The organism is Desulforhopalus vacuolatus (assembly GCF_016918505.1).
Lineage (GTDB): Bacteria > Desulfobacterota > Desulfobulbia > Desulfobulbales > Desulfocapsaceae > Desulforhopalus > Desulforhopalus vacuolatus.
On the sequence record NZ_JAFFPZ010000001.1, the window covers coordinates 374,781 to 394,273 of the forward strand.

Annotated in this window: 19 protein-coding genes; 7 read left to right on the forward strand and 12 right to left on the reverse strand. The window is 52.3% G+C overall.

What is annotated here, in order from left to right; translation table 11 throughout:
• The 4 genes from JWG39_RS01475 to JWG39_RS01490 all read right to left on the reverse strand — a co-directional run bounded on the left by JWG39_RS01475 (window position 1) and on the right by JWG39_RS01490 (window position 3,447).
• Window positions 1-1,530, reverse strand: a complete 1,530-nt coding sequence (locus JWG39_RS01475) for a cytochrome ubiquinol oxidase subunit I (RefSeq protein WP_240191922.1) — start codon at window positions 1,528-1,530, stop codon at window positions 1-3.
• 31 nt (window positions 1,531-1,561) lie between these two features.
• Complete coding sequence (locus JWG39_RS01480) at window positions 1,562-1,801, reverse strand: DUF4492 domain-containing protein (protein ID WP_205217561.1); 240 nt, start codon at window positions 1,799-1,801, stop codon at window positions 1,562-1,564.
• A 322-nt stretch (window positions 1,802-2,123) separates the two neighbouring features.
• Window positions 2,124-2,987: a protease HtpX gene (gene htpX / locus JWG39_RS01485; protein WP_205217562.1), complete on the reverse strand. Its 864-nt coding sequence runs from the start codon at window positions 2,985-2,987 to the stop codon at window positions 2,124-2,126.
• Between the two features lie 58 nt (window positions 2,988-3,045).
• Window positions 3,046-3,447 carry a GatB/YqeY domain-containing protein gene (locus tag JWG39_RS01490; RefSeq protein ID WP_205217563.1) on the reverse strand — a complete coding sequence of 134 codons (402 nt, stop codon included), beginning with the start codon at window positions 3,445-3,447 and terminating at the stop codon, window positions 3,046-3,048.
• An 83-nt stretch (window positions 3,448-3,530) separates the two neighbouring features.
• On the opposite strand from JWG39_RS01490, the gene JWG39_RS01495 reads away from it, so the two are divergent.
• On the forward strand, window positions 3,531-3,923 hold the full coding sequence (locus JWG39_RS01495) for a DnaJ family domain-containing protein (RefSeq protein WP_205217564.1): 393 nt from the start codon (window positions 3,531-3,533) through the stop codon (window positions 3,921-3,923).
• The gene (locus tag JWG39_RS01500; protein WP_205217565.1) at window positions 3,916-4,671 is read left to right on the forward strand and encodes an SIR2 family NAD-dependent protein deacylase; all 756 of its coding nucleotides are present in this window, start codon (window positions 3,916-3,918) and stop codon (window positions 4,669-4,671) included. Before JWG39_RS01495 ends, JWG39_RS01500 begins: the two co-directional genes overlap by 8 nt.
• A 349-nt stretch (window positions 4,672-5,020) precedes the next feature.
• On the opposite strand, the gene yedF is transcribed toward JWG39_RS01500, so the two are convergent.
• On the reverse strand, window positions 5,021-5,626 hold the full coding sequence (gene yedF / locus JWG39_RS01505; RefSeq protein ID WP_205217566.1) for a sulfurtransferase-like selenium metabolism protein YedF: 606 nt from the start codon (window positions 5,624-5,626) through the stop codon (window positions 5,021-5,023).
• Between the two features lie 292 nt (window positions 5,627-5,918).
• Window positions 5,919-6,956: a selenide, water dikinase SelD gene (gene selD, locus JWG39_RS01510; RefSeq protein ID WP_205217567.1), complete on the reverse strand. Its 1,038-nt coding sequence runs from the start codon at window positions 6,954-6,956 to the stop codon at window positions 5,919-5,921.
• A 396-nt stretch (window positions 6,957-7,352) separates the two neighbouring features.
• Between selD and JWG39_RS01515 the strand changes: the two genes are divergently transcribed.
• A complete protein-coding gene (locus tag JWG39_RS01515) occupies window positions 7,353-7,532 on the forward strand; it encodes a rubredoxin (protein WP_205217568.1) in 180 nt (59 codons plus the stop codon).
• A 493-nt stretch (window positions 7,533-8,025) separates the two neighbouring features.
• Here the strand turns inward: JWG39_RS01515 and JWG39_RS01520 are convergent, their stop codons facing one another.
• On the reverse strand, window positions 8,026-8,250 hold the full coding sequence (locus tag JWG39_RS01520; RefSeq protein WP_205217569.1) for a hypothetical protein: 225 nt from the start codon (window positions 8,248-8,250) through the stop codon (window positions 8,026-8,028).
• Window positions 8,251-8,635: 385 nt separating this feature from the next.
• On the opposite strand from JWG39_RS01520, the gene JWG39_RS16395 reads away from it, so the two are divergent.
• Window positions 8,636-8,839 carry a SlyX family protein gene (locus tag JWG39_RS16395; RefSeq protein WP_205217570.1) on the forward strand — a complete coding sequence of 68 codons (204 nt, stop codon included), beginning with the start codon at window positions 8,636-8,638 and terminating at the stop codon, window positions 8,837-8,839.
• Window positions 8,840-8,866: 27 nt separating this feature from the next.
• On the opposite strand, the gene JWG39_RS01530 is transcribed toward JWG39_RS16395, so the two are convergent.
• Complete coding sequence (locus tag JWG39_RS01530; protein WP_205217571.1) at window positions 8,867-11,170, reverse strand: ATP-dependent helicase; 2,304 nt, start codon at window positions 11,168-11,170, stop codon at window positions 8,867-8,869.
• Window positions 11,171-11,292: 122 nt separating this feature from the next.
• Here JWG39_RS01530 and JWG39_RS01535 point away from each other — a divergent pair, with 122 nt between their 5' ends.
• Both JWG39_RS01535 and JWG39_RS01540 read left to right on the forward strand, forming a co-directional pair.
• Entirely contained in the window at window positions 11,293-11,790 is a 498-nt protein-coding gene (locus JWG39_RS01535) for a hypothetical protein (protein ID WP_205217572.1), read from the forward strand.
• A complete protein-coding gene (locus JWG39_RS01540; protein ID WP_205217573.1) occupies window positions 11,768-13,048 on the forward strand; it encodes a hypothetical protein in 1,281 nt (426 codons plus the stop codon). Before JWG39_RS01535 ends, JWG39_RS01540 begins: the two co-directional genes overlap by 23 nt.
• A 34-nt stretch (window positions 13,049-13,082) precedes the next feature.
• Here the strand turns inward: JWG39_RS01540 and lpdA are convergent, their stop codons facing one another.
• Both lpdA and JWG39_RS01550 read right to left on the reverse strand, forming a co-directional pair.
• A complete protein-coding gene (gene lpdA / locus JWG39_RS01545) occupies window positions 13,083-14,486 on the reverse strand; it encodes a dihydrolipoyl dehydrogenase (RefSeq protein ID WP_205217574.1) in 1,404 nt (467 codons plus the stop codon).
• A 373-nt stretch (window positions 14,487-14,859) separates the two neighbouring features.
• Complete coding sequence (locus tag JWG39_RS01550) at window positions 14,860-15,381, reverse strand: nitroreductase family protein (RefSeq protein WP_205217575.1); 522 nt, start codon at window positions 15,379-15,381, stop codon at window positions 14,860-14,862.
• 246 nt (window positions 15,382-15,627) lie between these two features.
• Between JWG39_RS01550 and rsgA the strand changes: the two genes are divergently transcribed.
• Window positions 15,628-16,536: a ribosome small subunit-dependent GTPase A gene (gene rsgA, locus JWG39_RS01555; RefSeq protein ID WP_205217576.1), complete on the forward strand. Its 909-nt coding sequence runs from the start codon at window positions 15,628-15,630 to the stop codon at window positions 16,534-16,536.
• A 146-nt stretch (window positions 16,537-16,682) separates the two neighbouring features.
• On the opposite strand, the gene gcvPB is transcribed toward rsgA, so the two are convergent.
• Both gcvPB and gcvPA read right to left on the reverse strand, forming a co-directional pair.
• Window positions 16,683-18,158, reverse strand: a complete 1,476-nt coding sequence (gene gcvPB / locus JWG39_RS01560) for an aminomethyl-transferring glycine dehydrogenase subunit GcvPB (protein ID WP_205217577.1) — start codon at window positions 18,156-18,158, stop codon at window positions 16,683-16,685.
• Window positions 18,155-19,489 carry an aminomethyl-transferring glycine dehydrogenase subunit GcvPA gene (gcvPA, locus tag JWG39_RS01565; RefSeq protein WP_205217578.1) on the reverse strand — a complete coding sequence of 445 codons (1,335 nt, stop codon included), beginning with the start codon at window positions 19,487-19,489 and terminating at the stop codon, window positions 18,155-18,157. The genes gcvPB and gcvPA overlap by 4 nt, the downstream gene beginning before the upstream one ends.
• Window positions 19,490-19,493 lie beyond the last annotated feature (4 nt).

Here is a 19,493-nt window from a genome sequence, read left to right on the forward strand (position 1 = left end):
TTATTCGGCCTCCGGTCCCAGGTTGATTTGTTTGATCATAATGCCGACTTCGGCAATAGCGAGAGCAGTGAAGAGCACAAGAAAGACAAAGAAAGTCACCTGAACATGGCCTGCGCCTATTTTTGTGGCCGCCACATCGGTAAGCAGCCTCCCCTGCATAACCCATGGCTGACGCCCCACCTCGGCAACAACCCAGCCAAACTCAGAGGCGAGAGACATGAGCGGGAAGCAGAGAAGCCCGAGCAGCTGCAGCCATACCTGACGATCCATGCTGCCCCGCCTGCTGAAAAACAGAAAGAGATACATCACGAAAATAATAAAGGATCCAACATATACCATGTAGTGGAAAGAGTAGAAGGCGGTGGACACCGACGGAACCGCATCGACAGGATCTTTCAAATATCCCCAGCCCATGTAGTCAGAGTTGGCGTCAAAACGCGTCAGGGCTTCAGCTTTGGCTGTATCATCACCAGCTTTTGCCGCCGCCTTCAGATCCTTCAGGGCAGCCACGGCACGTTTGCCTTTTTCCATTTTCTCGACAGCACCCATCACGTTATGTTCAGGATTCCCGTACACGAGATCATTAATACCGGGGACAAAGCCATTAAAGGTTCTGGTGGCTAAAAAAGAGAGACCTTTGGGGATGGAGATCTCATAATTAAACTCCGGCCCCTCTACACCCGGCTTCTTCTCCGGATTGAGAATACCAAAGGCAACAATGGACTGCCCTTCATGCCCATCATACAGACCTTCAACGGCAGCGAGTTTCATCGGCTGATGAATGGCAACATCATAGCCGGACTCGTCACCGGTGACTGCAGTGGCAATGGCAGCAATAAAACCGAAGGTGGCTGCAACCGCAATGGAACGCTTCGCCATCCTGATATGTTTCTTGCGCAGCAGATACCAGCAGGAGATCGTAATGACAAAGCAGGAGCCCACGACAAAACTGGAGGTCGTGGTATGGGTAAACTTGGAGATGGCCACGGGATTGAAAATCACCGAAAAGAAATTCTCCATCTCAAAACGGACGGTCTCCGGATTGAAATGCATGCCCACCGGATTCTGCATCCAGCCGTTGGCCACAAGGATCCACAGTGCGGAAAGACTGGAGCCAATGGCAACCATCCAGGTGGCAAAGAGGTGAAAACCTTTCGACACTCGATTCCAGCCGAAAAACATCACTGCAAAAAAGGTTGCCTCAAGAAAAAATGCAGCAATCCCTTCGATGGCCAGCGGTGCGCCAAAGATATCGCCCATCATCCATGAGTAGGTGGACCAGTTGGTACCAAACTCAAATTCCAGGATAATCCCGGTGGCAACGCCGATGGCGAAGTTAATACCGAAAAGAGTCATCCAGAAGCGGGTAAGCCGCTTCCACTCTTCGCTGCCTGTTTTTACATAGATTGATTCGAAAAACGCACACAGGAAAGAAAGCCCCAGGGTAATCGGGACAAACAACCAGTGATACAATGCCGTCAGGGCAAACTGCGCTTGCGCCCAGTTCACCGTGGCCAGATCAAATTCCATCAGATCCTCCGTAGTTGTACTTCAAAAAATATTACTCTTGCGCCGTACCCGTTATCTGTTCGGCAACGTAGTCGGCCCTCTGCTGGTCTGTAGAAAAATTTGTCCCGAGAAAATCTGGGAAAAAAAAGAGCCTCAAGACCGCAAACATAATGAAAAGTTTCAACCCGATGATCAGCCACAGGGTTTTACCAACCTTCATGCGTCTGAAACCATCTCTGTAGAAACAAAATATCCGCAGCGGCAATCGAAAAAGGAATGGCAATTGAGACATTTTTCTTTTTCCTCTTATTCGGAAGGTACCCGGAAATCATATTCACCTGCGCCCCCGCCAACCCCTCTTCATTCGTGGTAAAAACTCATGTAAAGATACCCGCTGTAATTTACAGGCGTCAATAATAATAATTATTATTTCCACAGATTTCCGTTCACCTTCCTGTCATTTTTCGATTTTTTTTTAGTCCGCTTTTCCGGCAGCAGTAAAAGATTTCCCGGGATACAAGGAGAAAACGAGACAAATCAGGGGGCGCAATGCAAAAAAGGCCCGCTGTTTCCAACGGGCCTGAACATCCTGTCATATCCTACAGTTCTAACTTTTACTGCTGCTTTTCCAGCGCGGCAATCCGATCTTCCAGCGGCGGATGGCTCAGGAAAAGATTGGAGAAACCGCCTGTCTTCGGGCGAATACCGAAAGCTGCCATCTGATCCGGCAGGTGACTCGGTTCATGGCTTGACTCCAAACGACGCAGGGCCGCCACCATCTTTCCCGGTCCGGTGAGGAAGGCAGCCCCGCGGTCTGCCTCAAACTCACGCCGGCGGGAAAACCACATGACAATAATCGTGGCGAAAAGGCCAAAAACCAGCTGCAGTATCGTAGCAACAGCCATATAACCGAAAAAGCCCAGTCCTTCTCCCTCGTCATCACTCAGAGCATTGCTGATAATATTGGCGATAATACGGGAAAAGAATATTACGAAGGTGTTGAGCACGCCCTGAATCAGCGACAGGGTTACCATGTCACCACAGGCAACGTGGGTGATCTCGTGACCGAGAACAGCCTCAATCTCATCCTTGTTCATGCCCCGCAGCAGACCGGTCGAAACTGCTACCAGCGCCGAATTTTTATTCATTCCGGTGGCAAAGGCATTCATGTCCGGAGAGTCATAGACAGCCACCTCAGGCATGCCAATCCCCGCTTTCTGTGCCAGCCGGTTGACAGTATCGACCAGCCACCTTTCCGTCTGGTTTGAGGGCGCCTCAATAACCTGCGCACCCACTGAGCGCTTTGCCATCCACTTGGACAGTGCCAGTGAGATGAAAGAACCGCCAATGCCGAAGATTGCGGACATCACCAGCAGTCCCGAAGTCGTTCCCTGGTCAAGTCCGAACAGGCTCATGACAATACCGACCAGCACAAGAATCGCGAGGTTGGTGCCGAGATACAGAACAATTCTCATCATTGATGTGTCTCCTTTTTTAAATTACACCCTTAAGTGCATCTGCAGAACAACCGGTACCCTAAAGACTTCCCAGTACTTTTTTCACTGTGTTCCCATCCACCCGGGCCCCAAAATGCTGCATAATCGGCTTCATCGCCTGCATCTTGTTCCCGAAATCCGCCAGGTTGACATGAGCGTCAATCCACGCCTTGATATCTTGTTCACTGGCCTGCTGCGGCAGATAACTTTCCATAATGGTGATGTAGGGGGAAGAGGCGTCCTTCTCTCCTTTCGCCTCAAGCAGCTCCTTCTCCGATTTGATCAGTTTTTTCACGATGGCAATGACCTGCTCATCGCTCAATTCCTTCTCGCGCTGACGGGCAAATTCCCCGATGAGGATACGAACAGCACTGACTTTTTCAGTCTCTCTGGCCTTCATGGCATTTTTCAGATCAACTTTTAAATCTTCCTGTAATGACATTCCTACTCCTTTTTTCTATAGATTTTTGTAGTTTGTGGATACAATCGAAAGACATAATAATACTCTTTTAGTGGAAAAAAAACATGGACTGCCTCGCATTTCTTGCCGAACAAAAAATCAATGAAGCCCTGCGCAAAGGGACTCTTACCCCGGAACGACTCAAGGGAAAGCCACTGGAACTTGAAGATGACAGTTTCGTCCCCGCTGAGTTGAAGATGGCGTATAAAATTCTTAAGAACTCTGGCTACCTGCCACCAGAGGTAACGGAACGTCGGGAGGTCGAACGACTTGAAGACCTCATCGAACAGAGCGAAGACGAACACGAACGCCTCAGACAGATGAAGAAGCTGCAAATTCTGATGATGAAGGTCGATGCCCGACGCGGGTTCCGTTCGAAGATCACGGAGCAGGAGGGATATTACAGACAGGTGGTAGAACATATAACAACACACAACGGAGGGGAAAAAAATGATTGAGATCACCGGCCCGGGAACCAACCTTGAAGAAGCAGTAAAACAGTTCCGCGCTGCCCGTTTTCCGCTCGCCTTCACCGGCGCGGGGATCTCCGTGCCAAGCGGTATTCCCGATTTTCGCAGTGAGAAAGGGTTGTGGACGAAATACAATCCGGAAATGTATGCCACACTGGACGCCTTCCTTGAAGATCCCAAAAAGGTGTGGGACATCTATCGTGACAGGGGCAGAATGCTTCTCGACAAGAAGCCGAACAAGGCACACCTCGCCCTCGCTGAAATGGAAAAAGCAGGACTGCTTAAAGCGGTTATAACGCAAAATATAGACCGCCTGCATCAGCTTGCCGGAAGCTCTATGATTCTGGAGATACACGGGAATTTTGGCCGTCTGCAGTGCCTTGAATGTGGCAACAAAATGCCGGTCAGTGAAAAACTGCTTGAAACCAGACCGTTTCCCGTCTGCGAACTCTGCGGATCGCCGCTGAAACCGGACATCGTTCTTTTTGGTGAGGGAGTTCGGCAGATGGAGGCAATTCAGACGCTGATAGTATCCTGCGACCTGCTGCTGGTAATCGGTACCTCCGCCAATGTCTATCCTGCTGCGGCACTGCCGACACAGGTAAGAGAGAATGGCGGACTGCTTTATGAGTTTAATCTTGAACCTGTGTTGCAGAACGCCGACTACTGCTTCTCCGGATCAGCGGTAAAGAGTCTGCCTCTGCTGATGCAGGGCCTGAAAAACAGCGTACTTTGAAAACAGACGGGAAAAGGGAGACAGGAGACGGGAGACCCTGTTTATCCATTCGTAATCACAAAAAAAGATGTCCACGCAGTCTCGCTCTTTGGTCAATACAAAATGTAAATGGTATAATATGGCGTGTATTGTTTCGCTGGCCATCCGGTCTTTCGCTTTCCGTTTTTTGCTTTTCCCTTTCTCCTGCCTCCTGCCTCCCCTTTTCCATCCTTTCCGTTTTAAATTTTAAAAATCTTTATTCAAGGTGCCCTTAAATGTTTTTGCCTTCCTTCGCGTTTCTTAGCGTTCTTCGCGGTAAAAAATGCCTTACCGCCTTTTGCTTTTTCCCGTTTCCTGCCTCCCGGTACCCTCAACTGAAAGTAACCACCTTATCGGCATTTTCCGTCGCGAGAACGATATCGAGCATGTTGGTCAATCCGCCGACGCCCTTATCTGCTGTCAGGCCGAGAAATTCCATGCAGGTCCCGCAGGAGAGTATAATGGTACCCGCCTTTTCATACTCTTTAATCTCTTCAAGCACCGGAGAATCTTTACAGGTCAGTCGGACCCCGCCATTGACAAAGATGAGCTGCCAGAGACTCGGCCCCATCTCATTGAGCGTCTTGACATAGCTCACCATCAGTTTACGGCCCAGTTCATCGTCGCCGGTGCCCATCCTGTCACTCATGATCAAAACCAGCACCTTCGCTTCTCCCTCTATTACCTTTGCGGCTGCAGGTTTCACGGCCGACAGAGGCTCCTCCCCTTCCAGTGTTCCCAGAACCCGGAAGAGATCGCCTTCGGCGGTATCACTCACTGCATAGCCCCGACTGCCAAGGAAGCGGGAAACATTTTCCACGGCAGCCGCATTATCCACTATAACCTCAAGAGAGCCGGGTGCCTCTTTTTCAACAACTTCTCTCGCCTTTAATACCGGCGCGGGACATGTCAGCCCGCGTGCATCAACAGATGCCATAATTCACTCCAAAATTTAATTGTTTATACCATTTACATTTTGTATTAACCAGAGAACGCAAAGAGTAAAGATAGAACAACATCAATTTTGCCTTTATTCGCACGTTTAGAGCTTTCCTTTGGCAAAAAGTTTTTCGCTGTTCCGTCTTTTGCTTTTTCCCGTCTCCCGTCTCCTTTCTCCCTTTTCCCGTCCCCCTGCCTTTACATTCGCCAATAGAAAGTGAAAATGGCATTGAGTAAGGTCACAACTTAAGAGGAATAGTATTACTCATCGAAACCGCTGCAGCGGGATCTCAACATAACGTTATTCCCGCGTTATTACTGCATACAGTACCGATCACGGCAGAATCCTCCAGCCCGGCGTCATGCAGCCGCGCCACAACTTCGGCTGCATCTCCCACACGGCAGCCAAAGAGCAGACCTCCCGAGGTCTGCGGGTCAAAGAGAATGTCACGCAGTATTGGGTCAAAACCCTCCAGCCCCTTCACCATCCACTGGCGAAATTCACGGTTACGGTGTGCTCCCACGGGAACCAGCCCCATGGCAGCATAATTATATGTGCCAGCGAGTATCGGCACAGCAGCGGTGTCCAGCTCTACCCGACATGTTCCTTCCACCATCTCTCCAAGATGGCCAAGCAGACCAAAGCCGGTGACATCGGTACAGGCAGAGACGTCAAAGGCACGTACTACCTCAGCCGCAGCAGCGTTGAGAGTCGCCATGGTTTCCGTCACCATCTTCACCTCCGCCTCGCTGGCCAGTCCACCCTTGATGGCGGTGTTGAGAATTCCGGTACCAATCCCCTTGGTAAGAATCAGCCTGTCTCCTTCACGCAGTCCCTGGTTTTTCCATATCTTTTGTGGATGGACATAGCCCGTTACCGAGAGACCGTACTTCGGCTCTTCATCCTCCACACTGTGCCCGCCAAGAAGTACCGCCCCGGCCTCACGTACCTTCTCCGCCCCACCGGCAAGCATCGCCTTCAGCGGCTCCAGGCCCATGGTTTCAACGGGCCAGGCGACGATATTCATTGCCGTTTTCGGTACACCCCCCATCGCATAAACGTCCGACAGTGCATTGGCCGCAGCCACTCTGCCAAAATCGTAAGGATCATCAACAATGGGCGTAAAAAAATCCACCGTCTGAATCAGGGCGAGCTCGTCCGACACGCGATAGATCCCTGCATCATCCGCCGTTCCCTTACCAACCAGCACGTTCTCATCCGTTGGGAAATCAAGTCCGTGCAATGCTTTCTCCAGGTCCCCTGGAGTTATTTTGGACGCTCAACCTCCGCCGATTGTACAGGCGGTGAGACGAATCTGCTCAGCCATGTTTTCTCCTGATCCTGAAATTTAAATTATGGGTACCCTGGGTTCACGTTATCGAGAAATCAATGTAATACCTGGCGAACCTGCTTTCCAATTGGAAAATTCTATCTCACTTCTTACGAAAAAAGGCAATACCAATAAGGAAGACTCCAGCTCTTATTTTCAGAAAGGAAAACAGAGAACCATCTTTGAAAACAACACCAGAGGCACGCTCTGCACAAAGAATTTGAGCTAACAGGATATCTTGAAAAAAGGAGGAAAAAAGAGCAGAAGATTGAAAGGATACATTCAGGTGGTAAAGCACCACAGACCGTACTTGTCGTTTTACAGCCGATACAGTAGGCTGAAAACAGGGGCGATATCGCCAAAACACGGAACCTTATCACAAAGGAAACGACAATGGCAGAACCAAAAGATATGTATCAATGCCAGACAAGCAACTGCGGCTACATCTACAATCCCGACAAAGGGGATCGCAAAGGGAAAATCCCCAAAGGGGTTACATTTGAGGATCTGCCCGATGACTGGAAATGCCCTATATGCGGAGCCAGTAAAAAGGCATTTAAAGCCCTTGGATGAGCTGGGACCGGGACGGATAATGAAAAATTATCCGTCCTCTTTTTGTTCACTCACCACATTATGCATCCTCTCCCTCCAGACAATTCTGCCCTGCCTTCTTTTATCTGTACGCTCCGTTTTATACCATTCACATTTTTTACTGACCAGAGAACACGATTGCGTGGAAATCTTTTTTGGCGATTACGAAAGGATAAACAGGATGTAAAATTGATCGCAATGGTGATAACGGTGGCATTACATCATCATTGGTGAAAAATTGGTACAACAGTGATTCCAGCGATGATGTAGAGACAAGGCATGCCGAGAGAAAATCAAACCGGGAAAGAAATCCCGGTGAAGACACAAGGAAAAAAGATGCAGAGCAAAGCCATGAAGAACCCGGTAAGAACAGCCCCGGGCAAGAGATGTACGCCAAAAGGCTGCAGAAGAGAGAAGAGCAGGCACATGGGGTCAAACAATGCAGAGCCGGAAAACCGACTCTGCACCACACGGGTCAATTCCAGACAACCGCTTTTTCAAGCCAGCGGCACTGCTCATTGCTGTACTTTTCCCGATGTTCGTCAAAGGTTGCAAACGGTCCGTCTTTCTGCCTGTTCAGGGCACAGACAAACTCGCTGCCGTCTTTTACTTTTACGAGGATAAACACTTCGTACGATCCAGTCATAATCAGCGCCTCCCTGTTCTTCAGGGTACCTTTAATAACCAGTCTTTCGCCCATCTTCTTCGTTACAGTAAAAAATTTATCCTCGGAGGTAAGCGATAGACTCCGATATCAATCATATACCTGCGGTAAATTTCCTCCTGCGCCTCGAATATAAACGAAATACAAGATTATTAAAGGCACCCTTTATTCGATCTGAAACTTGAATGACGGCGACAAAAGATCGCCATCGTGATATAAAATCAGCCCGAACAACACCTGCACAAACCGAACGCTTTACTTACAGCGTCCTTATGCATACTATTACTAATTGTTTCTTTAAAAGTCAAAGATGATTTTTCCCATGTATTTATGGGGGAAGCATTCAGAAGACATTCAAATTATAATAAGATTATAAATAATAAATAACAGTATCTTTGAATAATTACTCACGAGGCAAAAAGTGAAAGAAAATGATCATGAACAGCGTCTGCAGAGTATTGAGGAGAAAATCTCCTGGCAGGAAGAGACTCTTGAACAGTTGAGCGAGGTACTGCTGGATCACCAGCGGCAAATTGACAAACTAATAGAGGAACAGGAGAAACTTCTCAGCCTGACAGAGGTTGGCGGAGAGAAAGTTGCAAATGAGAAACCTCCGCATTACTAAGAAAGCAGCCACAATACTCCCGCCGCATCACTCCATCACGTCAAGCTTTGCATATTTTACCAGCAGCAGGACCTCCCCCTCTTCGGGAAATTTTGCGGTGATCCGCCCCGAAGAGCGGTCATGAATGGCCACAATTACCCCCGTTCCCCAGGAGGGATGAAAAACCTCCAGTCCCTCCTGCAACTCATTTATGGCAAGTGCCCGACGGGGACGCAGGGACGCTTTGTCCTCAGGTTCCAATCTGCGCTCTTCCAGCTGGACACCCTCTTCAGCATGCACTGCGGCAAGGTAGCGGTGGACAATGGTGAGATCCTCCCCGCGAATCGTCCCCCCTGCAGCTTCACCCGCATCCATCCGCCGACCCAGTTCCATCGAAACACCCGCGTTTTCTTCGTAAAGAAAACGGCTCGCCCGCACCTCATTTGCCGGGCGCTTGATACTTCCTCTTGCCATTGCCTTCTTCAGTTGCGCATCCGGGGGAGAGATGCAGACCAGTTTTTCAATCGCCCGGGTAATGGCCACATAGAAGAGCCGCCGCTCATCCTCCATGTTCTCCTCGCCGCTCTCTCCTTTAAAGAAAGGGAAACAGCCCTCCTCCAGCCCCGGCAGGATAACCAGGGGCCATTCAAGTCCCTTGGCGCGATGGATTGAGGTAAGCAACAGGCTCTCCCCCCTCTCTGCACTGCCCCGACAACGAAATTCCTCAATCCGGTCAAGCAGCCCATTGACTGACAAGTCGTCACTGCGGGCAAAATCAATCAACGCTTCACAAGTCTTCACCCGATTTTCCGCAGTCACCGTCCGTGCGGAGATACTGCTATAAAAAGCGTAAAGGTCCAGTTTATCCACCAGCCTGCGAAGCAGGGGCGCGGCGGGAGATTCCCCGTCCTGTTGCAGCAGCCAGCGCCAGACAATGACAATATCCTCAATACGATGAAGAATAAAGGGTGGCAGCTTTCTACGCACCCCACCGGCAAGACGGGCGGCAGCCTCCCCGGGCGAACTCTGCAACAGCGGCAGCATGCTGTTCAGGACGCCCTCCAGCTCCTCTTTTTTTATCCCCGGATGGGGCTGGTTGAGCATGGCACGCAGGGTCGCCTCCAGACTCTCTGGAGCAAGATCGGTAAAACGCGAGGCGGCAAGACGCAGATAACCGAGCAGGGCGACAATCTCCTCGCAGCCGAAGAGATCCGCCCCGCCCTCCAGCCTGTAGGGGATACCCTCGCTGAGTAGAGCCAGCTCCACCGGTACACTCTGCGCATAGAGACGCACCAGCACGGCAGCCTCGACAAGACGGCGTCCCTGCTTTTGCCATTCACGCAGTACGGTGGTTACCGGATGAGAACCCGACTGCTCTTCAAGGGAAAGAATCTCAGTGGGACCGTTGCTCTTATGAGAGATGCAAAGCTTTTCATCACGACGCAGATTGTTGGCGATGAGATGGTTGGCGGCCAGCGACAGGGCGTGACCGTAGCGAAAGGTAAAGGACAGGTTGTAGTCACGGGGGGAAGGAAAATCCAGGGCGAAATTTTTGATGATGTACTCGGGTCGTGCCCCGCGCCACTCATAGATACACTGGTCCACATCGCCCACTACCATCACCTCGGCCCGGCTGCCGGTGATAATCTTCAGAAGCTGCTGCTGGCTCTCATTGATGTCCTGATACTCATCAACAATGATATGTGCCACCCGATTCTCCACCCAGCTCACCAGTTTACCATCGGCGGAGAGAGCCTGGAGCGGTTCATAGATAAGATCGGAGTAAAAACGCAGGCCTGCCCGCTGGCGCTGTTCCTCAAACAGTTCAAAGGCCTCGATAAAAAAGGATAAATTCGGACCAGGATGCAGAGACTGCAATACCGCTGCCGGCCCCTCCACCGCCCCCTTGACGAGGTCAATAAAGGCAAGGAATTCCTCTACCTGCTCCTTCGGCAGATACGTTCCTTCTCCCTCAACCCGGCGAAAGGCCTCCCCTGCGGCTGCCCGTGCGAGACGTTCAAGGAGAAAATCCTTTGTCTCCAGTCGATACTGCGGCAGCACCCCCCTGCGAACAAAGGAGCTGACCAGCCGGAAACCAAGAGAGTGAAAAGTGCGAATCTCGGGCAGGGCGGAGAAACGGGTCAGCCGTGCCCGCATCGACTGCTCAAAGGCTTCACGGGCGGAACGGTTAAACATCAGCACAAGGATATCATCAGCTGGCACCCCCTGCTCAAGCAGAGCGCCGACACGGGCAATCATCGTAGTGGTTTTGCCGGAACCGGCTACGGCCGAAACCCGGGCATGGCCACCCCGGTGCGCGATAATCTGCTGTTGTTCTCTGGTAAATTTCATAGCTGGATTCATGGCAAATGGCGGAAGATCCGTTTCAAGTTTTCCACAATACACCACCAGAAACCTCTGACAAGCAGTAGATTTCTCTTGCAAAAACGGGGTAATTATCGCAATTTTGCCCTATGCAAAAATTTCTGGCTTCTCATCGGTGGTTGAGCAGGCTCTGGTTTTCCGTCCTCTGCCTTTGTGCCTGCGCTCTCTCTGCACTGCTGATGCTCTACTTCATTGGCCAGCCGCAAGAGATTGCTCTCTCCCAGCTGCCCCCGGCTTCGCAGGAGAACCCGCCACCCTTCGTTCTGGAGCGCGTAGAAAAAGGAAGCTTCGCCCTCGCCATCACCGGCTGGATACGTAAACCGAAGCAGAAACTTTCCGACTCTCACAACATGGACCGCATCGAAGTGCTGCTGCACAATACCAGCCGCACCTGGTGCCTGCCCACCTTCATGGAGCAACGAAAAGAATTGCCTCTTCGACACAGGACCAGGTATTTCAACAGCGGCTTCCGCAGTGGAGCCCTGAACTGTCTCATTACACCAGGCAGGTACTCCATTCTCCTGCGCATCCGCCACGATGGCAAAGTCCAGATCACCGATACTCATGAAACTCTTACTCTCCCGTGAAAGTCTCACTCCGTTAAGCCTTACCTTCGCGGCGATATTCTTCGTCTGGGCTGGCTGGTTCAATTATCATCTTGACCTTTCCTTCGGCGACTCCGTTAACTATTTCTGTAAATATACCGCCACCCTGCAGTTCCTCCTGGAACGCTATAACACCTGGTCATCCCGCTTTTTCATTGAGGCCCTGCTCACCTCGCTGGCCAGACACGACACCCTTTTTCTCGTGCTCAACACCCTCGTCATGGCGATCACCCCATTACTCCTGCTGACTCTTTTTACCACAAAGCAGATCCGTAATCACGCCTGGGTAGTCTTCGCCCTGATCAGTTTTTATCCCATTGGTGACATGGGTACCGCCGGCTGGCGCGCAACCATGATTAACTATTACTGGCCGCTGGCAGCGGGGCTTTTCGCCCTGCGACTGTGCACCACCCCCTGCGGTCTGCGCTGGATTCCTCTCTGCATCGCCCTGATTTTCGCATGCAATCACGAGCAGCTCTGTTTCATCCTCTGCACCGTATTCACTGTCAACGCCGCAGTAAAACTGCATCGCAGACAGGACGCCCGGCCTGTTGAATGGCTCGCAGCACTGATTCCGCTGCTGCTCTGCCTGCTCAGCATGTCGGTAATCCTCGTCTCACCAGGCAACGCCCATCGGCAGCTCATCAGCACCATAGAATTCTACCCCGGCTTTCTCGACCTGCCGCTCTTCTACCGTGCCTTCCTCGGCTTTGAATCCACCTGCAGTCACTATTTTTATGCCCCGCAGCAAGTCTTCCTGCTCTTCGCCGTTATCTTTCTGATCTGTGCCCTGACCCGCTGGAAAGAGAACCACCGGGATATTCTTTTTCCACTGCTGGCCCTGCTCATCCAACCCCTCTCCCAGCTGCTTCCTGGTCACACCTCCCCAGAGGATCTCATCACGCCAGACACTCTTACCTCACTGCGCCTCTGGGGACATTTTTTCTTCTCCATTGTTCTCTGTCTTGGCATCACGCGGACACTCTTTCGCTCCTTCCGTGAGCAAACGCAGGGACTCGCTGCGGCGGGAATCTTTGCCCTTGGCATGGTCACCCGCTTCATGCTGGGACTGTCGCCAAGCATCTTCGCATCGTCCACCCGCACCTTTATTTTCACCGATTTCACCTTTATTCTCCTCTCCCTGATGCTGATCAGCGAGCACAATCTGCTGGAAAACAAATGGGCGGAACGAATGAGCTGGCTCTTCTGTGCCGCGTATATGACAACCCGCTTCCACTGAAAACGGGAGAAACAAGAGGTTCTTCAAGGTCCCCTTATCTTTTTTTCGGCGGCAGCACATCGGTGGCTGAGCCGTCAACAATCTCCGCAGCAAAGGCAAAAGTCTCCGCGAGAGTGGGATGGGCGTGAACGGTGACACTGATATCCCGCGCCGTTGCCCCCTTCTCCAGGGCCAGGACCGCCTCATGGATCAGCTCTCCGGCACCTGTACCGCAGATCGCCGCACCGACGATACGCCCCTCTTCATCAAAGAGTACCTTGGTCACTCCGGCTGAAGCACCCATACTCAATGCCCGACCGCTGGCCCCCCAGGGGAATTTACCACGGGCAACGCGAATGCCCCGCTCCTTCGCCTCCTTCTCAGTCAGTCCCATCCACGCAACCTCCGGCGAAGTGTAGGCCACCGAAGGAATGGTGCCCGGTTTGAAAACGACATTGTGACCGGCAATGTTCTCCGCCGCCACCTTGCCCTCATGGGTTGCCTTGTGCGCCAGCATGGGATTGCCGACCACATCCCCGATGGCGTACACCCCGGCGACACTGGTCTCCATCTTTGCATTGACGATGATAAACCCTCGCTCATCGATGGCAACACCGACCTTCTCAAAACCCATCCCGGCGGAAGAGGGACAGCGGCCGACGGCCACCAGGACGGCGTCAAACTCTGCCTGTTCCGGGGCTTTTTTGCCCTCAAGTTCAACGACAATACCCCCTGCAGCGACCTCCATCTTCTTCATCTTCGTGGCGGTGTAGATGGCGTAACGCTTCTTCAGCTTCATCGCCAGCGGGTTGACCATATCCTTGTCCGCCGGCGGGATAATCTGCCCCTGCATTTCCACGATGGTGATCTCTGAACCGAGGGCATAGTAAACCTGCGCCATCTCCAGCCCGATAATACCACCGCCGATAATCAGCAGGCGCTTCGGCACCTCCCGAAGTTCCAGCGCATCAGTGGAATCCCAAATGCGTTTATCCTCTGGCAGCCCGGGGATACGGAAGGGGACCGAGCCGGTGGCGATAATTAAATTTTTCCACGCCACCTCCTCCTCTCCGTCGACGGTGGTTATCCGCAGGCATCCCGCTCCCGCAACTTCACCTCTACCTGCAAGACGGGTGATACCCCGTTTCTTGCAGAGGGTGGCAAGACCGTCCGTAAGCTGCTTCACCACCTGTTCTTTTTTTGCCAGCAACACCGTGATATCAAGCTCTGGAGGGGGATAATGCACGCCCCACTCAACCGCCTCCGCAGCCTCCTCCATCACTGCGGCCGCATGCAGCAGGGTTTTTGAGGGGATGCACCCCACATTAAGACAGGTCCCGCCAAGTCGTTCTCCACAGTCCACAAGGCAGACTGAAAGCCCCAGATCAGCCGCCCGAAATGCCGCAGTATACCCTCCTGGACCGCCGCCAAGGACAACCGCATCATAGATTTCACTCATCCTGTTCTCCTGTAAAAAAAAATAGACGTTTTGAAGTTTTCAATCACTAACTTCTCAAAAAGTTATGGAAAAAGACAAAGAATTTCACCGCGAAGGACACAAAGAACGCGAAGAGTAAAAATACAACAACAGCAATTCTCTGTTTCATTTAAAAAATCTTTGTCCTTAAATCTTTTTCGCCTTTATTCGTATGTTTAGAGCTTTTATTCGTTGGCAAAAAGTTTTTCGCTTTTTGCCTTCCTTCGCGTTCTTCGCGGTAAAAAATTGTCTTACCGCTTTTTCCTTTTCCCGTTTTAATTTCGATGAACTCTTTGTTCTGAAATTGTTCTGAAATGTTTTTTCCACGTATTTTTAAGAAGTTACTTCAATCAGGTTAAAACTTTTCCTGATGCACAGCACTCCACAGCAATTTCTCACGCGGCTGACCGACCTTCTCCTCCGCAGGCCAGCCGAAGGAAAGCAGGCAAAGCACCTCCAGCTCTGCGGGAATCCCCAGCTCATGACGTACATACTCCGCTGCATCCATCTGCTCATCATGCTCCCGACCTCGAATCTGCACCCAGCAAGAGGCCAGGCCAAGATCTGTTGCCAGATACTGGGCACTGATGGCAGCTGCGGAACAGTCTTCAATCCAGGTATCGGTTTGTTTCGCATCACCGAGCACAGCTACCGCCAGTGCCGCACCTTTAAGCATGGCTGCACCGTGGGGTTTTGCCTGCGCCAGTTGTTTCAGCACTTCCCGATCCTGAATAAGAATAAACTGCCAGCTCCGTTTGCTCTTGCCGGAAGGGGCACGAAGCAGTGCCTCGGCCAGAAGTTCAATCTGCTCCCTGTTCAGGGGTTTTTCTTCGTATTTCCGGATAGAACGTCTTTTACGCATTAACTCGATAAACATGTTCGCCTCCTTGAAAATGGTGGAAAGAGATTTTTTTCTGGTATAATGTCCGAGGAACTAAAAAATGCAGTCTGCCAGGAAATTTTGACCTCCTTAAAAGAGGATCACGCTCAAAAGGGTACCCAAAAGATATTCTGCAGCCCTGCACCGTTTCATTCACTGTGGAGCGGATTCACAAGACCTTCCATGCCCTCTACGGCGCCGTACTGCTCTTCTTCGGCGTCTATCTTCTGATAAAGGCTTAAAATGAAAAGACAAGGAGTTATAACCTCTCACTACGGCGTTGCCGTGGATGTCCGCTTTGCAAACGGTGAGGTAAAGATGGTACGGGTGAAGCGCAACTCCGGTCATGTGGTGGGCGATGCCGTAGAGGTAGAGGACGAGATTCTCTCCCGCCTGCCGCGCCGCACCGAGATTCGCCGCATGGATGCCCGCAACAGCCTGCACACGGTGGGAGCCAACCTCGACCTGCTCTGCATCGTCGCCACCTGCGAGCCTTTGCCTCCGCCAGGCTTTATCGCCCGGGCTATCGTTGCAGCCCGCAGCGCAGAGCTGACGCCGGTACTCCTCCTCAACAAGTCCGACCTGTCATGTTTTGCCGAATACGCGGCACTCTGCAGGAAGAACTACTCTGGTTCTCTGCCCATCTTTGAACTCTGCGCAGAACGCCACGACGGGCTTGAGACCTTCGCCGCCTACCTTAATGCCAACCATCGCGGCATCTTTGTCGGTCCCACCGGAGTGGGTAAAAGTTCCATCCTCAACGGCCTCGTGCCCGATATTGATCTGGCAACCGGTGAGATCAGCGAGAGCCGCAAGCGCGGCCGTCACACCACCACCGTCAGCACCCTGCACACCCTGCCCGGCGGCGGTGAGCTGATTGATTCCCCCGGCTTCAACGACTTTGGCCTCGTGGACATCGGGGTAGACGCCCTCGCTCTCTTCTTCCCCGGCTTTGAAACTGCACTGGAGACACCCTGCCGCTTCCGCGACTGCCGCCACCGTGAAGAGCCAGGATGCTCCATCCACGAAGCACGCGCCGCAGGCACCGTGGGCGAGGAGCGCTATTCCATGTACCTGCAGCTTCTCGCTGAGGTGGAAGGCGCAGAGGCCAACTCTCACTGGCGTGAACGCCGTAAACGACGCAAGAAATAAGTGTACCCATAAGGGTCCCGTCCGGCCAACAGGCCAATTATCCTCATTTTTACCCAATCAAAGAATGTCGTGCACGTAAAAAAACGGCAGCCCCGTGTTAACGGTGCTGCCGCTTCTCTGTTTCTTCTCTGTTGAACTACAGCCGTTTACTGCCCGCCGGTCAGGCACGGGTTACGCGCGGCATACGTTTCATCAAGACGTCGGACCTTATAGCGCTGTGGAGAGTTGTGCAACAAATCCGGATCAGTTTTTGCCTCCTCGGCGATTGCTCTCATCACCTCAATAAACTCGTCGAGATCCTCAAGGCACTCCGTCTCCGTCGGCTCAATCATAATTGCACCATGGACGATGAGCGGAAAGTAGATCGTCGGCGGGTGGTAGCCGCAATCCATCAGCCTTTTGGCAATATCAAGCGTGGAAACTTTATATTCTTCCTGCAGCTTGTCTGAGAAAACCACTTCGTGCATGCAGACAGCATCCTGGGGCAGAAAGTAATACCCACGCAGTTTCTCTTTGATATAGTTGGCGTTGAGCACTGCAAGTTCACTTGCCCGGCGCAAATATTCTTCCCCCATACTGAGAACATAGGAGTACGCCTTGATCAGTACCCCGAAGTTCCCGTGAAAGGAATGCACCCGACCAAGGGAATCGGGCAGGTCGGTCTTGCGGTGATACATTTTGCCGTCAAAGGTAATATGCGGGGAGGGAAGAAACTTCTCCAGTTCTTTCACAACACAGACCGGACCAGCCCCCGGGCCGCCACCGCCGTGGGGGGTGGAGAGGGTTTTGTGGACGTTCCAGTGCATCACATCCACTCCACATTTCTTCATATTAATGATGCCCATCATGGCGTTCATGTTGGCACCGTCGCCATACACGAGACCGCCCTTCTCATGCACGATATCGGCAATCTCCCGGATGTTTGATTCAAACAGGCCGAGGGTGTTGGGGTTGGTAATCATAATTCCGGCGGTGTCATCGTCCATCAGCTCCCGCACCTCATCCGCATTGAGCCGGCCCTTTTCATTCACCGCAATTTTCACCGGTTTGAAACCGCAAAGGGCGGCAGAGGCGGGATTCGTTCCGTGAGCGGTGTCCGGCATGAGGATTTTACTCCTTTTTTTGCCTTTGCTCTTGTGGTACGCGGCAAAGAGAAACATGCCGGTAAGCTCGCCCTGCGCTCCAGCGGCAGGCTGAAGGGTCGCAGCATCAAGGCCGGAGATGACACAGAGGGCCTGCTGCATTTCGTAGATCAATCGCAGAGTTCCCTGGCAGAGTTCATCCGGCAGCATCGGGTGCGCCTCGGTAAATGCAGGCATGGCAGCGATCTGTTCGTTGATCTTCGGATTATACTTCATAGTGCAGGAACCGAGTGGATACATGCCCGTGTCTACCCCGAAGTTCCACAGGGAGAGATGAGTGTAATGCCGCACCACATCGACTTCGGAAAGATCAGGGAAGTTGGGACCTTCACCGAGCAGGCTGTCGTCAATCTGTGCCTGCGGCACGTCGCTTTCCGGGATACTCATACCACAACGCCCCTTTGCTCCGCGCTCCCAGAGCAGAGGTTCCTCGATGATAAGTCCACTTCTGCCGGGTCCAATCTGATTTCCAGGAATCATGCTTTTACCTCCTCAATAACACTGTCAAGCACCTTCCGGCTGGCAGTCTCTGTAGCACAGAAGAGCCACTTCCCGGAACCATTCTCATAAAATTGACCGAGATTCAAGCCAGCCACGATTTTCTTTGCCAGCAACCGCTGCTGTACCGCAGCAAAGTCACAGTCAAACTCCATGACGAACTCGTTATAGGTCGGTCCGCTGTACGTCAGGCGACCGCCGGCGGCAAGCAGCCCGGCTTTGAGATACTCCGCCTTGTCGTAGTTCTGTCTCGCCAGGGTACGCAATCCCGTCCCGCCCGTTGAAGCCATATACATGGCGGCGATGAGGGTCATAATTCCCTGATTGGAGCAGATGTTGGAGGTCGCCTTCTCGCGACGGATATGCTGCTCGCGGGTGGCGAGGGTGAGAACGTAGCCGGTCTTACCATCCACATCCTGCGTTTTTCCCACCAGCCGTCCAGGGAGATTCCGGACATAGGCCTGTTTGCAGCCAAACATGCCGAGGCCGGGACCGCCAAACTCCCGGGGCATGCCGAAACTCTGTCCGTCTCCACAGACGATATCGACATCACAGGAACCGGGACGCTTCAACAAACCGTACGCCATCGCCTCAGTGAAGGCGACGATAGAGAGTGCCTTTTTATCGTGGGCTGCCGCAGAAACAGCGGGCAGGTCCTCTACCACTCCGAAAAAATTTGGGCTCTGTACCGCAACAGCGGCCAGTCCCTCAATATCAGCCGCTGCGGAGAGGTCAGTACGTCCATCGGCCAGCACCGGCAGCTCAATCACCTCAAAATCGGTGGGGGCAAAGTAGGTACGAACCACCTCGCGATAATGCGGATGAACAGCACTGGAAATGGCGACTTTTGTCTCCTTCTTCTTGATCCGCAGGCTCATCAGCAGTGCCTCGGCAAGACCAGAAGCGCCGTCGTACATGGAGGCATTGGCTACTTCAACACCGAGCAGACGGGCGGTAAGTGTCTGATATTCAAAAAGCCCCTGCAAGGTCCCCTGAGCCATTTCCGACTGGTAGGGAGTGTAGGCTGTGAGGAACTCGGAGCGTCCCATCAGAGTCGGAATGGAACAGGGAATATAATGATGGTAGCGACCGGCACCGATCAGTACATGGTGCGACGACCCGACGGCCATCTGCGCCTGAATCTCATTCATATACTCAATAAGTTCCCACTCGCTTTTCGGCGCGGGCAGATCCAGGGGGGCGTCGTGGCGGCTGGAGGTCGGAACGGCAGCAAAGAGTTCATCAAAATCCTTCAGACCAATTGCCTGAAACATCCGGCTGATGTCATCTTCGGTATGGGGAAGGTAGCGCATGTCT